This is a genomic window from Amorphus suaedae, assembly GCF_053629675.1.
This window is the reverse complement of sequence record NZ_JBRJIT010000002.1, coordinates 401006-415590: the sequence shown is the minus strand read 5'-3', so window position 1 is coordinate 415590 and position 14585 is coordinate 401006. Positions and strand designations below refer to the sequence as shown.

Below are 14585 nucleotides of genomic sequence, written 5' to 3'. Positions count from 1 at the left end.
ACGCATCGAACAGGACACGGGGGCAGCCTTGCGCATCCTACTCGCCGAAGACGATCACGACATGCGGGCGTTCCTCGCCAAGGCGCTGGAACGGGCGGGCTACCACGTGTCCGCCTTCGACAACGGCCTGTCGGCCTACGAGCGGCTGCGCGAGGAGCCGTTCTCCCTGCTCTTGACCGACATCGTCATGCCGGAGATGGACGGCATCGAGCTTGCCCGTCGGGCAACGCGTCTCGATCCCGACCTGAAGGTGATGTTCATCACGGGGTTCGCGGCCGTCGCCCTCAACCAGGAAGTCAACGCGCCGCGCGCCGCGAAGGTGCTGTCGAAGCCGTTCCACCTGCGCGAACTGGTGCGCGAAGTGGGGCGGATGCTCGAGGCGGCCTGACCGGATCCGGCCGGAACCCCGCGCCCGGGCGCGCTCGCGGTGGAAAGCTTTCGGAGCGGGCCGGAAAAATCCCGCCATCATTCTTGCGACCGCCAGCGAACCCCGCTATACGCACTGATCTCGACGGCTCCCGCGCCCCTGGCGTCGCGGAGCCCCGCTTCGAAACCATCGGCCTTGCGGATCCCTCCTTCCCGGTTCGGGTTGGATCATCCCTCAGATGGTGACCCGACGAAGCGCGACCGGGCGGTTAGCTCAGCGGGAGAGCGCTACCTTGACACGGTAGAGGTCACAGGTTCAATCCCTGTACCGCCCACCATTCCCGCCAGAAATCCAGAGAAATCAGTCGCTTAGGGATAGCCTCGCGGGCGCGCGTGGGCGGCCCGAAGACGCGTTGCGCGGCGCACCCCCCGCATCCTTTCGGGGCGGTCCGGATGATGCGACGATCGGCAGCCCGCTGCCGAATCGCGCGCAGCCTGGCCGGCACCCTCAGCCCCGGAGATCCCCGATGAGCGGCAGCATCACCATCCGGCACGACGGCCAGATCGCCCGCGTGACCCTGTCGAACCCCGACAAGCGCAACGCCATCTCGGCGCCCATGTGGGAGGCGCTCCGGGCGTTCGCGCGCGACACCGCCCCCGAGCGCGGCTGCCGCGCGGTGATCGTGGCCGGCGACGGCGCCACCTTCTCCGCCGGCGCCGACATCGCCGGCTTCGAGGCCGGCCGCAGCGGCGCCGGCGCGCTCGCCTACGACGACCTCGTGGAGGAGACGCTGCGCGCGCTGGAGGCGATGCCCCAGACGACCATCGCCGCGGTCTGCGGGCCGTGCATGGGCGCGGGAGCGGCACTTGCCGCGGCGTGCGACTTCCGCACCGCCGAGGAGCGGGCCTTCTTCGCGATCCCCGCCGCCCGCCTGGGGCTCGGCTACGATCCGCGCGGGGTGAAGCGCATCGTCCGCGTCTTCGGCGAGCCGGCCGCGCGCGAACTCCTGCAGCTCGCCGAGCGCATGCCCGCCGCCCGCGCCCATCAGCTCGGCGCGGTCCACCGGCTGGCGGCCGACGGAGCGGCGCTCGCCGCCGCCGAGGAGATCGCCGCGATCGCCATCTCGCGGGCGCCGCTGACCATCGCGGCGGCGAAGGCGGCGATCGCCGAGATCGGTGGCCTCTACGCGCCATCGGACGCGGTCCGCGGCCTCGCCGACGCGGCGGACCAGAGCGCCGACTACGCCGAAGGCCGCGCCGCCTTCGCGGCCAAGCGCGCACCGCGCTTCACCGGCAGCTGAGGCAAGCGGGATCATCCCCCAACGACCGCGGCCTGCCGTTCAGTCAGTGTCTTCCGCAACTACCGGAGTCCCGACATCGGGTTCGGAACGCGCACCGGTCACGACGCGATTCCGCCCAAGCTCCTTGGCCTGATAGAGGCGGGCATCGGCCCGGCGGATAAAATCGCTCGGCACGTCGCCGAGCACGGGCACCGCTGCGTGTGCGCCCGCGCTGATCGTCAGACGCCATGTCTCGCCACCGTGCTCGAACGGGATCTGCTCGATGAGCAGGCGAAGGGCTTCCAGGCGGCCGAAGAACTCTTCGCTGCCACCGCCGGAGGCGAAGACGATGTATTCCTCGCCACCGTAGCGTCCCAGGACATCGCCTTCACGCCCGAACACGCTCTTTGCCAGATCGGCGATATGGCGCAGGCAATAATCGCCGAAGACATGCCCCCGCTCGTCGTTGACGCGCTTGAAGTGATCGACGTCGATCATCGCCACCGAGAACATCTGGCCGTGCCGCTGGCACGATGCGAACTCCTCGGCGATCCGGGCATCGAACTGGCGGCGATTGTAGAGACCGGTCAGCGCATCGGTGATGCTCACGTCCTGGAGCTTCTGGTTGGCCCGTTGCAGCGCGGCGTTGAGGCGTTTCAATTTCCGGTTCCAGTAGACGACCAGCGCGAGGAGCAGGAGCCCTCCGGCGCCGAAAACGAGCAGACGCCTGCGGTCGAGCCGATCGTTGATCGTGAGCAGCATCTGGTGGCTGAGCACCGCCTGCACCTCCTGCTCGTCGAGCCCGCCGAGGAGCTTGGAGAAGATGGCCGCGAGCAGCGGCTCGTCGGCGCGCGTCGCGATCGACGCCCGCCAGTCCTCGGCGATCCGTCCGGCGATCTTGACGTCGTACAGGTGTCGGGACGCGAGCAGGTATCCCAGGCTGGGCAGCGTCCCGAGCGCGGCGTCGAGCGTGCCGTCACGCACGCCGTCCAGCGCATCGGCCTCGTTGGCGACCTCCACGAGTTCGACCTCGGGGTAGCGCTGTTCGAGCACACCGACGGGGCTCTCCCCGGCCGACACGCCGACGCGCTTGCCCGCGAGCTCGCTCATCCGGTTGACGATCGGCTGGTCGAGAGACGTGGCCACCGCCATCGGCAGCACAAGATAGGGAAGCGTGATGGTCCAGCGACCGTCCTGGCCGGTGCTGTCGGGGACGAACGGGAGCACATCGCATCCGTCGAGGAGGGGCTTCTCGAGGCCGGGCTCCCGGATCGGCATGGGGACGACCTGCCAGGAGAAGGCCCCCTGCTCGGCCAGACGCGCCATCAGTTCCGCCGCGACGCCGGTGAAGTTGCCGTCCTCGTCCACCGCCGTATAGGGATGGGCGGTAGGATCCACGCAGACCTTGAGCACCCCCTTCGCCTCGAGAAAGGCGCGTTCCTCGGTGGTCAGCACCGGCCGCTTTCGCGCTGTTCCGGCGAGGGGCGGACCCAGCCACCGCGTTTCGAGTTCGGTCCAGTCGGTCTCCGACATCGCGCTCATGGCGCGATCGATGATGCTTCGGGCATAGGGATAGCGGGGCGACACGCCGAACCGCAGGTCCTCCCGCTCGACCCCGTCCATCAGGAATTCGCCACCGATCTCGATGTTGATCAGCCCCAGCCGGCGGATGATCGCGTTGCCGTTCGACAGCGCCATGATGGCGGCGTCCACTTCGCCGTCGGCGAGCGCCTCCAGGATTGCCTCCTGGGTGGGATAGCTCCGAACATCGGCCAGGCGGGCCTTCAGGGCTTCGGCATAGTAGATGCCCTCGCCGATCGCCACGCGCCGGCCCTCCAGCGACTCGAGCCCCCGGTAGGACCCGAAGCCGGAGCGCACGAAGACCGCATTCGGGATCCGGTGGTACTCGCGGGAAAACAGCGTGTACGCCTCGCGCTCGCTGGTCTTCGACATGTTGCTGATGATGTCGATCTCGCCGGCGCGGAAGGCCGCAAGCAGGTTCGACCAGTTGTCGTAGACCGGGATCATCTCGAGGCCGGTGGAAACGGAAATCATGTGGGCGAGATCGACCGCGAGCCCCTTCCCCTTTCCGTCCTCCAGAAAGCTGAATGGCTGGTAGTCGCTGATGAAGCCGACCTTCAGAGGCTGCGTCGCGGCGACAAACGCCTGCTCTTCCGGCAGGAGGCGAAGCGGCCCGTCCGCCGAGCCGGCCCTGCTGCTGCGGTAGCTCAGCCAGCGCTCGGTGATCGCGGCCAACTCGCTGGTGGGCAGCGCCGACACCGCCTTTGCCAGGATCGCATGGAGCATCTCCCGGTCACGGTCCCCCTCGACCTTGAGCACGCCGAACCGGAAGTCTTCCAGCGACACCTCGGTAACGGGGACGGGGCCGACCGAGACGATGTTCGAGAACCCATTTTCGCGGGCGAAGAAATTGCCCGTCAGCTCCGCCGCGATCGTCGCATCGACCCAGCCGAAGGCGAGCGCGGCCATCAGGTCGCGGTAGGTGTCGTACTCGACCGGATGGATGCCGATCTCGCGCAGGGTCCCGGCGTAGTAGATGTCCTTGATGACGCCGATGCGCTTCTCGGCGAGGTCCTGGACGGTGACGGGAAGCGCCAGCGGATGGTCGACGTTCTGAAAGACCACCGTGCTGCGCTGGTGATACGCATCGGTGAAGGCGATGAACGGCTGCCGTGCTTCCGTCGACGAGATGTCCGCGATCACATCGAGCCCGCCGCCGCGGAACGTGGCGTAGATCTCCGGCCAGGTGCCCATCCGCGGCACGAATGTCAGCCCGGTTTCCAGCTCCATGCGATCGAGCACGTCGAGCGTCCAGCCCATCATGCTGCCGTTTCGAAAGAAGGAGTACGGCTCGTTGTCGGCGACGACGCCGACGGTGACGGTCGGATGATCCGCGATCCACTGCTGCTCTGCGGCGGTGAACGTGACCGCGCGTCCCGGGACGGAGGCCGCGAGCAGAAGCACGAGCGCAACCGCCAGGCCGCATCCGGCCCGGCATGCGCTCGAAACGAACCTCGCCACGCTGTCTCGCAAACCGTTCAACGCCGTGATTGCCGCTTCTCGCCTCGTTACTGCCTGACAGCCTGGTGGTGTCGCGCCATCATGGCCCATGCCTTCCGGTGTGCGATCGGCGACCAGAGTCCGCCGGACAGTTCTCGCCCCGAGCGCCATCCGACTCGAACCGGATGCTAGCCATCGAAAGGCGTGATTACCAAGGGGAACGCATCGAATGGGCGATCCGCGGCGCCGGATATCGAAGACAACCGCTCATCCCCAGCCCGTCCGCTGCGCTGCAACAACGGCGCGCGAGTGTTGCGGTTTGGTCACAAACGGGGATTCGCGGCGCAAAACCGGGACGTTCCGGGAGCGGACGGCCGCAGGGTCGGGCGGCGGGCCGGCCGTTTGCCCGAGCGCGGACGCCGGCGGGCGCGGGGCGGCCTTGACCCATGCCCTGAATCTTGACTAACGAAGTCAAGATTAATGCGCGGGGCCATCGTACGCTCGCTGTCTGCCACCGATCGCGGACGAACGCCAGCCTCATCAGCGCACAGAAAGAGGCGTCCCGGCGTCCCGCTGCCAGCACCGCCGGCAGCAGGGCCGCCCGCCCGCCAGGCGGGCGCAGAAGACAAGGTAATTTGCTGCCATGCCCGTCCGTTCGAGCACCACCACCCGCCGGCTCGCGCTGCTGGCCCTGACGCTGCCGCTTCCGGCCGTCTCCGCCCACGCCCAGGACGCCGCCATCGTGACGTCGCAGGAAGGCGTCGTGCTGGAAGCCATCAACGTTCAGGCGCAGAGCAACCAGGGTCTCGTCCAGGACGGCTACGTGCCGATCTCCGGCCGCATCGGCGCCAAGTCGGAAACGCCGATCGTCGACATTCCCCAGTCGATCTCCATCGTCACCCAGAAGCAGCTGGAGGACCTCAATCCGCAGTCGACGGAAGAGGCGATTTCCTACCTGCCGGGCGTGACCACCAACGTCTACGGCTTCGAGCCGCGCTTCGACGCCTTCTTCGTGCGCGGCTTCAGCGCGACCTACAACGGCCTCTACCGCGACGGCCTGCGGCAGTTCGCGGCCCCCTCCGGCCAGTTCCGCACCGAGCCCTACGGGCTGGAGGCCATCGAGGTGCTGAAGGGGCCTTCCGGCACGCTCTACGGCGCCTCCAGCCCCGGCGGCATCGTCAACCTCGTCACCAAGAAGCCGACCGAGCGGCCGTTCCGCGAGATCATGGTCGAGGCCGGCAGCAACGACCGCATCCAGGGCAACATGGACCTGTCCGGGCCGCTGAACGAGGCCGGCACGGTGCTCTACCGGATGACCGGCGTGCTGCGCAGCTCCGACACCGAGATGGACGGGGTGCCCGACGACCGCGCCTATATCGCGCCGGCCATCACCTTCAAGCCGACCGACGACACCACGCTGACGGTGCTGGGCGAGTACATGCACGCCACCACCGGCGGCAGCACCTTCTACTACAACGACGCGAACGGCGTGACGGACATCCCGTTGCCGGATCCGTCCTACAACTCGTTCAGCCAGGACCAGTGGCGCATCGGCTACGAGCTGGAGCACCGCTTCAACGAGACCTTCTCGGTGTTCTCCAACAGCCGCTTCGCGAGCGTCGACACCGATGAGGAGTATTCGGGCCTCCTGGATCCGGCGACGCGCTCCTACTACGCGGGGCTGGTCAAGGACGAGATGCAGACCTTCGTCACCGACAACTTCCTGAAGGCGGAGTTCAGCACCGGCGCCGTGCGCCACACCATGATCATGGGCGCCGCCTACAACTGGGTCGACTATGACGACGCCCAGGGCACCGGCACGCTGCCGCGCGACGGTTTCCCGCCGGTCGCGGCCTGGAACGAGAGCCAGACCCAGCAGCAGTTCGGCGTCTACGCCAACGACCAGATCGAGTTCCAGAACTTCATCGTCAACCTGGGCACCCGCTACGACTGGCTGACGGCGGAGACCCGGACCGCCAGCGCCGGCACGGTGACCCAGGACGACCAGGAGTGGACCTACCGGGCCGCCCTGTCCTACCGCACGCCCTGGGGCCTGGTGCCCTACGTGAGCTACGGCACCACGTTCACGCCCAACGTCGGCACGCTCATCACCGGCGAGCCGGCGGCGCCCACCACCGCCGAGCAGGCCGAGGTCGGCGTGAAGTACGCGCTGCCTGCCTACAACGCCCTGATCACCGCCTCGCTGTTCAACATCGACATGAAGGACGGGGTCGTCTTCGACGCCTCCTCCGGCGTGAACGAGCAGGTGCAGCAGGACATGACCTCGCGCGGTTTCGAGATCGAGGCGGTCGCCAGCCTGACCCAGGGCCTCAGCGTGATCGCGTCCTATGCGTACACCGACGTCGAGATCAAGGAAGGCGCCCGCGACACCGAAGGCAACACGCTGAACGGGATCCCGTACCACCAGGCCTCGATCTTCGCCGACTACACCTTCCAGCAGGGGCTTGCCGCCGGTCTCGGCTTCGGCGCCGGCGTGCGCTACATCGGCGAGAGCTACGGCGACGACTACAACATCCTCGAGAACGACGCCCGGACCTTCGTCGACGCCGCCCTGCACTACGACTTCGGCTACCGCACTCCGAAGCTCGAAGGGGTCCGCTTCCAGCTGAACGCCACGAACCTGTTCGACGAGCGGGACCAGGTCTGCGCCGACGGCTACTGCTACAAGGACCAGGGCCGCACCATCATCGGCAGCCTGCGCTACCGCTTCTAGCGATGGCCGGCCCCGACACGCCGGCCGCGGGCTTCGAGGTCCGCGGCCTCGGCTACGACATCGACGGCACCACCATCCTTTCCGGGCTCGATCTCACGATCGAGCCCGGCAGCGTGACCGGCCTGATCGGCCACAACGGCTCCGGCAAGTCGACGCTGGTGCGCCTCCTGGCGCGCCAGCTGAAGCCGTCGTCGGGGTCGGTGGCGTTCGCCGGTCGCGCGCTGCCGGACTGGGGCGAGCGCGACTTCGCCCGATCCGTCGCCTACCTGCCCCAGGAAAGCGGCACGGCCATCGGCCTCACGGTGCGCGAGCTGGTCGGGCTGGGGCGCTATCCGTGGCACGGCGCGCTCGGCCGCTTCGGCGCCACCGACCGGGCGAAGGTCGCCGAGGCGATCGCGCGCTGCGGCCTGCAGGCGCTCGCCGGGCGCGTGGTCGACACGCTGTCTGGCGGCGAACGCCAGCGCGCCTGGATCGCCATGACGCTCGCCCAGGACACCCGCTGCCTGCTGCTCGACGAGCCGACCTCCGCCCTCGACATCGCCCATCAGATCGACGTGCTCGGGCTGGTCCACCGCCTGTGCCGCGAGACCGCGATGACCGGCGTCATCGTGCTGCACGACGTCAACATGGCGGCGCGATTCTGCGACCGGATCCACGCCCTGAAGGGCGGTCGAGTGGTGGCCTCGGGCAGCCCGGAGACCCTCATGACGGCGGACCGGCTCGGCGAGATCTACGGCATCGGCATGCAGGTGCTGACGCACCCGACCCTCGGCACCCCCGTTGCGTGCGCGGGCTGAGGCGATGGCGACCCGGATTCCGGCACTGACCCGGCGCGGCTTCCTTGTCGGGTGCGCGGCACTGGTCGCCGCCCCGCGGGGCGCAACGGCGCAGCCGGCCGCGCCGCGCGTCGCGTCGCTGGACTACGGCCTTGCCAACACCGCGATGGCGCTCGGCGTCACGCCCGTGGGCATTGCCCAGGCGCCTTACTGGAAGACATGGGTGGTCGAGCCGCCGCTCCCGGAAAGCGTCGTCGACCTCGGCCGCGACCGCGAGGTCAATCTGGAGCTGCTGGCGTCGCTGAAGCCCGACCTGATCCTGGCGACACCGTACGTCCAGGCGCTGCGCAGCCGGCTGGATGACATCGCGCCCGTGCTGTCGCTGACGATCTACGCACCCGATGGAGAGCCGCTGACGCGCGCTTGGGAGGCGACCCGCGTGCTCGGCGACCGGCTCGGGCGCACTGAAGCTGCGCGCGCCTTCCTCGCCGATGCGGACGCCGCCTTCGCCGATTGCGCGCGGCGACTGGCCCGCGCGAAGCCCGGCCCCGTCCTTCTCATCAACTTCATGGACGCCCGCCACGCCCGGGTCTACGGCGCGCACGGGCTCTATCAGAACGTTCTCGACCGGATCGGGGGCACCAACGCCTGGACCGGCCCCACCAATTTCTGGGGCTTCCAGACCATCGGCCTCGAACAGCTGGCGGACTACGCCGGGCCCGATACCACGATCATCGCGCTCGAACCGATCCCGGAAGACGTCGAGCCGACCCTTGCGCGCAGCCCGCTCTGGCGGCAGCTGCCCCCCATCGCGAACGGGCGTACCGCGGTGCTCCCGTCGGTGCTGACCTTCGGCATGGTGCCGGCCGCCCTGCGCTTCGCGCGGCTGTTCACCGACCATTTCGACCCGGCCGGCCGAGGATGAGCGCGCTCCGCAGCCTGTCGCTGCCGCTCATCGCGCTGGTGCTTGCCGGCGCCGCCGCGGTGATGACGGCCTTCGTGCTGGAGCCAGGGCTGGCGGCGCTCAACGCCAACGTCGCCGGGTTCGACCCGGACCGGATCCTGCTCCTTTATTCCGACCTGCCGCGGCTCGCCACGGCGCTGATCGCCGGCGCGGCGCTCGGCCTCTCCGGCACGTTGCTGCAGCAGGTGCTGCGCAACCCCCTCGCCTCGCCGACGACGCTCGGCCTGTCGGCGGGGGCGAACCTGTCGCTGGCGCTCGCCACCCTCTACGCACCGGGGCTCTACGCATTCGGACGCGATCCGATCGCGCTGGCGGGCAGCCTCGCGGCCGGGCTCCTGGTGCTCGGACTGTCGGCGCGCCGCGGCTTCTCGCCGATCACGATGGTGCTGGGCGGCCTGGTGGTCGGGCTTTATTGCGGGGCGCTCTCGTCGCTGCTGGTCCTGCTCAACGAGCAGTATCTCGCCAGCCTGTTCATCTGGGGCGCCGGATCGCTGCAGCAGCAGGACTGGACCGTCCCGACCAGCCTGCTGCCGCGCGTCGCCGTCCTCGCGGCCATCGCCGTGGTATTAGCCCGGCCGCTTGGCCTGTTATCACTACCTGACGAGAACACCCGCGGGCTCGGCCTGCGCACCGCGACGGTCCGCTGGGGCGGGGCGGCGATCGCGCTGGCGCTCGCCGCCGCCGTCACCTCCGCGGTCGGCGTCATCGGGTTCATCGGACTGATCGCCCCGACGGTCGCGCGCATCGCCGGCGCGCGCACCTTCGCGGCACGTCTCGTTTGGTCGCCGCTGCTCGGTGCCCTGCTTCTGTGGTTCACCGACGCGGCGGTGACGCTTCTGTCCGGCCCGCTGGCGAGTTTCGTGCCGACAGGCGCCATCACCGCGGTGTTCGGATCGCCGCTGCTCTTCCTGCTGCTGCCGCGCGTGCGCGTCATCGACCGCCGCCCCCCCGCCGAACGGCCCGCGCGAGCCAGCCGTGCGGGCAGCACGCCGGCCCTGCTCATCGCGCTTGCCGCCGGTCTCCTGGGGCTGGTGGTCGCGGCGGTGCTGATCGGACGGGCGACGGAAGGCGGCTGGAGCACGGTGACGGCGTCGGTCCTGCCCTACGTGATCGACTGGCGGCTGCCACGCGTCGTCGCGGCGCTGGCGGCCGGCGCCATGCTGGCGGCGGCGGGTGTGATCCTGCAGCGGCTCACCGCCAACGAGATGGCGAGCCCCGAGGTGATCGGCGTCAGCGCCGGCGCCACCATGGGGCTCGCCGCGTCGCTGCTGCTGGTGGCCGCGCCGAGCATCGCCCTGCAGCTCGGGCTGTCGCTCACCGGCGCCGCGCTGGTCCTGGTCCTGATCTTCCTGGTGGCCGGGCGCTCGGGCTTCGCCCCGGAGCGGATCGTGCTGGCCGGCATCGCGCTCAATGCCATGCTGGATGCCTTCATCGGCCTGTTCGCGGCCGCTGGCGACCCGCGCGCCCTGAGACTGCTCGGGTGGATGGCGGGCTCCACCTACGGCATCGAGCTCGAGCCGGCGTTCATCGCGCTGGCGCTGGCGATCGCGCTGATCGCGATCGTCTGCCTGGCGGTTCGCTGGCTCGACATCCTGCCGATGGGAACGACGACCGCGCAGGCGCTGGGCCTGTCGGTCTGGCGGAGCCGGGTCGTGCTGTTTTCGGGTGCTGTGGGATTGACCGCCGCCGCGACGCTGGTCGTCGGGCCGCTGTCGTTCGTCGGGCTGATGGCCCCGCACATCGCCCGCGAGCTGGGCCTGAAGCGCGCGCTGCCTCAGTTGCTGGGCGCGGCGCTCTGCGGCGGGGCGTTGATGGTGATCGCGGACTTCATCGGGCGCACGGCCGCGTTCCCCTACCAGTTGCCGGCGGGGCTGCTGTCGGCGCTGGTCGGCGCGCCGTTCCTGATGCTGCTGCTGTGGAAGAGACGTTGAAGGCAGGCGGTTCCCGTTCCGATCGAGGCGACCGGAACGGGAACGGCTGCAGAGGCGGAATCAGCTGGCGCGGGCCCGGCGCTTGCGCGGCGCGGGCGCATCGGCCTTAGCCGCAGCGGCCTCGGCCGCGTCGGTGGCCTCCTGGGCCAGCCTGAGCTCCTGAAGCTTTTCCATCTGCTTGCGGCGGGCATTGCGCTCCGCCTCGATGAATTCCTTCGCGACTCGGTCGGTCTCCGCCGCCTTGTGCTGGCGAGCGACCGTACCGTGGCGTCGTTCGGGCTTTTTCTCTGTCATGGGATCTCCCCGAAACGCTGAACTTACTTGGATTTGCCCTGCTTGGGATTCGGAATCTTCAGAAAGGGTCCCGTATCAGCGGCTGTACCCATGTATTTCGGGCCAGCCTTCGGGCCCTTGGCGCCCTTCGGATCTGCCTTCGGCTTCTTCTGCTCTTTGTTGCCGCGCCGTTCGTCTTTACTCATGTCAGGCTCCCGAAGCTTTCGCTCGATCGGCGAAGCGGCCGACGCGCACCCTGACGGTCAATCCCGTCCGCACGTCCCGGTCGAGCCGGGAGCGGCGTCAGGCTGAGAACGTCATTTCAGGCGAGTTGGCCGCGTCGATTTCGCTTTCGCGAATGACCCGCTGCTGGGCACTGGTCGAACTGCGGACGCGATACTGGTAGTCCCCATGCTCTTCCGGAAGAAGAGCAAGAATCTTGTAGCTTCCGCCGAGATCGCGAAGCCGATAGGACCCCTTGACCCGAACGCTCTGGCCGATCTGGTAAGCATGTTCGCTCATGGCCCTACTCCTGATGGGGCAATCGAACCGGGAGGCCGGTGAGGCGCGGTTTCCCGCGCCGCCGGACGCCTGATCAGGCCGACTGCAGATCGGCCGCGGCGAGCTTGCCGGTGCTGGTGTTCTCGCGGACATTGAAGGAGACCTTCTGGCCCTCCACGAGGTCCGACATGCCGGCTTCCTGCAGCGCCGTGGCGTGCACGAACACGTCCTGGCCGCCATCTTCCGGGGCAATGAAGCCATAGCCGCGGGTTGCATTATAGAATTTCACACTACCAATGGTCATATTCGTCACTTTCGTTGAAAAGGCATGCCCGGACGCCGGAGCCGAACCGCCCCGGTCGCCAGGTCGAGATTTGAAAGATGGTGCTGAACGAGCGCCTCAAGAGGCGCGCTACGGCCAAGCGATCCGGCCAAATATCGATCTAAAACACCATAAATAAAAACTGTGTTTAAAATGCGGCAATCATTAATAAATGGCCGATTTACCTAGGAATTCGGGGTCAATAGAACCGAATTTTTCTTGTGAAGCGACACCCGAAAGCACGTTTTCATCGTGTCTTTTCCGACAGCCCTCAGGCGCCGGTCAGCGGCCAGCAACGGCCAAGACAAACGAGTGAGCAACCCTTGCGGTGCCCCGCCGGCAGGCGCGAAGACCTCGGAAAGCGCCGACGCGCGTTCGGCCAAGACCGGATCAGCCGCGCGGCGCCTCGTGGAAGCGGCGGCCTTCCTCCTGCAGCCACGCACAGAAGACCGCCGCCTTCTTCGGCCCGCGCGTGCGCCGGAGCGCCACGTAGCTGTCGCCGTTGGCGAGAAAGCCGCAGGGGGCGACCAGCCGCCCGGCCCGCACGTCGTCGGCGACCAAGGGCCACGGCGCCAGGCCCACGCCCAGCCCGGCAAGTGCCGCTTCCAGCATGAAGTAGGAATGCTCGTAGGCCGGCCCCTTCGCCTCGCTGACAGCCACCCCGGATCGCGCCGCCCAGTCGCGCCACGCCTGGGGTCGGGTCAGCGTGCGCAGCAGCGGCGCGCCCTCGAACGCCGGGCCGAGCGTCGCCGCGAGCTTCGGCGCCAGCACGGGGCCGATCGTCTCGTCGAACAGATGGTGCACCTCGACCCCGGCCGGCCAGTCGTCCGGCCCGACCCGGATCGCCACGTCGCAGCCGTCCCTGGCGACGTCGGTTCCGCGCTCTGAGGCCGCGAGCCGGACGTCGATGCGCGGATGGGCGGCCTGGAAGCGGTGCAGGCTGGGGATCAGCCAGCGCATGGTCAGGGTGCCGAGGCACGAGACGTCCAGCGGCCCGGCCTCGGCGTCGGAGACCGACCGGACCGCCGCCTCGATCTGGTCGAACGCCGAGGTGAGACCCGGCAGCAGCGCGCGGCCGGCGGCGGTGAGACGCGGCGCGGTCTTCGGCCCCTCGAACAGATCGATGCCGAGCAGCGCCTCGAGCTGGCGCACCTGGCGGCTGACGGCGCTGTGGGTGACGTTCAGCTCGTCGGCCGCCTCGGTCATCCGGCCGCGGCGGCCGGCCGCCTCGAAGGCGCGCAGCGCGGTGAGCGGGAGAATGCGGCGTTTCATGTGCATTTTCCGAACATAGGAGGCGACAGAAATTCGCTTTCAACCCGGCATCTTGCGTGATCTCACTAGGGGATGCCCCGCAAGGTTAGCGGCGGCAAACGAACAGATCCACCCGCCGTGTTGGCGCGGGCTCCCCACCACCGGCCGGCATTCCATGAGCGTCACCGTCCTCTTCGCCGTCATGCTTGCGGCCCTCTGCCACGCCGGCTGGAACGCCATCGTGAAGGTGGGGCTGGACCGCTTCCTGTCGGTGACGCTCATCGCGCTGGCGGCGGGCTGCGTCTCCCTCATCCCGCTGCCGCTGGTCGCCGTCCCCTCGCCGTCGGCGTGGCCATACCTGGCCGCCTCGGTGGCGCTCCACGTCGGCTACAACCTGTTCCTGATCCAGGCCTACCGGGTCGGCGACCTCGGCCAGGTCTATCCGATCGCCCGGGGGGCGGCGCCGCTCATCGTCTCCATCGTCGCGATTACCATCATCGGCGAGGCGCTCACGCCGCTGCAGATGGCCGGCGTGGTCATCCTGGTCGCCGGGGTGGCGCTGATGTCGATCCGGGGCGGCCGCGACCTCGCGCGCATCGAGCGGAGCGCCGTCGCCTTCGCCCTCGGCACCTCGGTGTTCATCGCCGGCTACACCATCGCCGACGGGCTGGGCGCGCGGGCCAACGGGTCGGCGAACAGCTACGCCGTCTGGCTGTTCTTCCTCGACGGCCTGGCGATGCTGGCGGTGTTGCTGATTGCGCGCGGAGGGGCCGGGCTGCGCGCCATGCGGCCCTACTGGAAGAGCGGGCTCGCCGGCGGCGCCATGTCGCTCACCGCCTACTGGATCGTCATCTGGGCGATGACCGAAGCGCCGATCGCGCTGGTGGCGGCACTCAGGGAGACGAGCGTGCTGTTCGCCGCCGGGATCTCCATCGTCATCCTGCGCGAGCCGCCGACGCGCTGGCGGCTGGCCGCCGCCGTCGTCATCGTCGCCGGCATCGTGCTGTCGCGCATCGGCTGAAGGCGGTTTGCGCGGCCCGATCGGTGCGCAGGCGAAGGGCCGTTCCGGGGACCGGAGCCGGCGGCCGTTCGGATCGACCGGACGGCCCCGCGTGATCGGGAAGGGCTCGGCGCAAGCGGCGCACGGGACGATCACAAGCCGTTCA

13 protein-coding genes and 1 tRNA gene are annotated in these 14585 nt (G+C 69.0%); 8 read left to right on the top strand and 6 right to left on the bottom strand.

Translation table 11 applies throughout. From position 1 onward, the window contains the following. Positions 1-28 precede the first annotated feature (28 nt). The 3 genes from cpdR (at position 29) to AB7M35_RS15625 (ending at position 1667) form a co-directional block, all read left to right on the top strand. Positions 29-388, top strand: coding sequence for a cell cycle two-component system response regulator CpdR (cpdR, locus tag AB7M35_RS15635; protein ID WP_453961285.1), 360 nt, complete (start codon positions 29-31; stop codon positions 386-388). A 241-nt stretch (positions 389-629) separates the two neighbouring features. Then, positions 630-704: transfer RNA gene (locus tag AB7M35_RS15630), tRNA-Val, on the top strand. 189 nt (positions 705-893) lie between these two features. Continuing rightward, a complete protein-coding gene (locus AB7M35_RS15625; RefSeq protein ID WP_453961284.1) occupies positions 894-1667 on the top strand; it encodes an enoyl-CoA hydratase-related protein in 774 nt (257 codons plus the stop codon). 39 nt (positions 1668-1706) lie between these two features. Here AB7M35_RS15625 and AB7M35_RS15620 read toward each other — a convergent pair whose 3' ends face one another. Next, positions 1707-4631 (bottom strand): transporter substrate-binding domain-containing diguanylate cyclase, encoded by a 2925-nt coding sequence (locus tag AB7M35_RS15620; protein ID WP_453961283.1) that lies wholly within the window; start codon positions 4629-4631, stop codon positions 1707-1709. Between the two features lie 679 nt (positions 4632-5310). Here AB7M35_RS15620 and AB7M35_RS15615 point away from each other — a divergent pair. The 4 genes from AB7M35_RS15615 to fhuB are packed head-to-tail and all read left to right on the top strand — an operon-like array spanning position 5311 to position 11072. Then, complete coding sequence (locus AB7M35_RS15615) at positions 5311-7401, top strand: TonB-dependent siderophore receptor (RefSeq protein ID WP_453961282.1); 2091 nt, start codon at positions 5311-5313, stop codon at positions 7399-7401. A 2-nt stretch (positions 7402-7403) separates the two neighbouring features. Next, on the top strand, positions 7404-8198 hold the full coding sequence (locus AB7M35_RS15610) for an ABC transporter ATP-binding protein (RefSeq protein WP_453961281.1): 795 nt from the start codon (positions 7404-7406) through the stop codon (positions 8196-8198). 4 nt (positions 8199-8202) lie between these two features. Continuing rightward, on the top strand, positions 8203-9102 hold the full coding sequence (locus tag AB7M35_RS15605) for an ABC transporter substrate-binding protein (protein WP_453961280.1): 900 nt from the start codon (positions 8203-8205) through the stop codon (positions 9100-9102). Beyond that, on the top strand, positions 9099-11072 hold the full coding sequence (gene fhuB, locus AB7M35_RS15600) for a Fe(3+)-hydroxamate ABC transporter permease FhuB (RefSeq protein ID WP_453961279.1): 1974 nt from the start codon (positions 9099-9101) through the stop codon (positions 11070-11072). The genes AB7M35_RS15605 and fhuB overlap by 4 nt, the downstream gene beginning before the upstream one ends. Positions 11073-11132: 60 nt before the next feature. Here fhuB and AB7M35_RS15595 read toward each other — a convergent pair whose 3' ends face one another. The 5 genes from AB7M35_RS15595 to AB7M35_RS15575 form a co-directional block, all read right to left on the bottom strand. Then, positions 11133-11366, bottom strand: coding sequence for a hypothetical protein (locus AB7M35_RS15595; RefSeq protein WP_453961278.1), 234 nt, complete (start codon positions 11364-11366; stop codon positions 11133-11135). Between the two features lie 23 nt (positions 11367-11389). Continuing rightward, on the bottom strand, positions 11390-11551 hold the full coding sequence (locus tag AB7M35_RS15590; RefSeq protein ID WP_453961277.1) for a hypothetical protein: 162 nt from the start codon (positions 11549-11551) through the stop codon (positions 11390-11392). 97 nt (positions 11552-11648) lie between these two features. Next, positions 11649-11867 (bottom strand): hypothetical protein, encoded by a 219-nt coding sequence (locus AB7M35_RS15585; RefSeq protein ID WP_453961276.1) that lies wholly within the window; start codon positions 11865-11867, stop codon positions 11649-11651. Between the two features lie 73 nt (positions 11868-11940). Further along, positions 11941-12150, bottom strand: coding sequence for a cold-shock protein (locus tag AB7M35_RS15580; protein ID WP_453961275.1), 210 nt, complete (start codon positions 12148-12150; stop codon positions 11941-11943). 408 nt (positions 12151-12558) lie between these two features. Then, a complete protein-coding gene (locus tag AB7M35_RS15575) occupies positions 12559-13440 on the bottom strand; it encodes a LysR substrate-binding domain-containing protein (protein WP_453961274.1) in 882 nt (293 codons plus the stop codon). Between the two features lie 154 nt (positions 13441-13594). On the opposite strand from AB7M35_RS15575, the gene AB7M35_RS15570 reads away from it, so the two are divergent. Continuing rightward, positions 13595-14440 carry an EamA family transporter gene (locus AB7M35_RS15570; RefSeq protein WP_453961273.1) on the top strand — a complete coding sequence of 282 codons (846 nt, stop codon included), beginning with the start codon at positions 13595-13597 and terminating at the stop codon, positions 14438-14440. Positions 14441-14585: the final 145 nt, after the last annotated feature.

Bases quoted from the DNA above. Each gene is read 5' to 3' on its own strand.
- AB7M35_RS15575 (WP_453961274.1), bottom strand. From the start codon at position 13,440: ATGAAACGCCGCATTCTCCCGCTCACCGCGCTGCGCGCCTTCGAGGCG.
- AB7M35_RS15590 (WP_453961277.1), bottom strand. From the start codon at position 11,551: ATGAGTAAAGACGAACGGCGCGGCAACAAAGAGCAGAAGAAGCCGAAG.
- AB7M35_RS15570 (WP_453961273.1), top strand. From the start codon at position 13,595: ATGAGCGTCACCGTCCTCTTCGCCGTCATGCTTGCGGCCCTCTGCCAC.
- AB7M35_RS15625 (WP_453961284.1), top strand. From the start codon at position 894: ATGAGCGGCAGCATCACCATCCGGCACGACGGCCAGATCGCCCGCGTG.
- AB7M35_RS15580 (WP_453961275.1), bottom strand. From the start codon at position 12,150: ATGACCATTGGTAGTGTGAAATTCTATAATGCAACCCGCGGCTATGGC.
- fhuB (WP_453961279.1), top strand. From the start codon at position 9,099: ATGAGCGCGCTCCGCAGCCTGTCGCTGCCGCTCATCGCGCTGGTGCTT.
- AB7M35_RS15615 (WP_453961282.1), top strand. From the start codon at position 5,311: ATGCCCGTCCGTTCGAGCACCACCACCCGCCGGCTCGCGCTGCTGGCC.
- AB7M35_RS15585 (WP_453961276.1), bottom strand. From the start codon at position 11,867: ATGAGCGAACATGCTTACCAGATCGGCCAGAGCGTTCGGGTCAAGGGG.
- AB7M35_RS15605 (WP_453961280.1), top strand. From the start codon at position 8,203: ATGGCGACCCGGATTCCGGCACTGACCCGGCGCGGCTTCCTTGTCGGG.
- AB7M35_RS15610 (WP_453961281.1), top strand. From the start codon at position 7,404: ATGGCCGGCCCCGACACGCCGGCCGCGGGCTTCGAGGTCCGCGGCCTC.
- AB7M35_RS15595 (WP_453961278.1), bottom strand. From the start codon at position 11,366: ATGACAGAGAAAAAGCCCGAACGACGCCACGGTACGGTCGCTCGCCAG.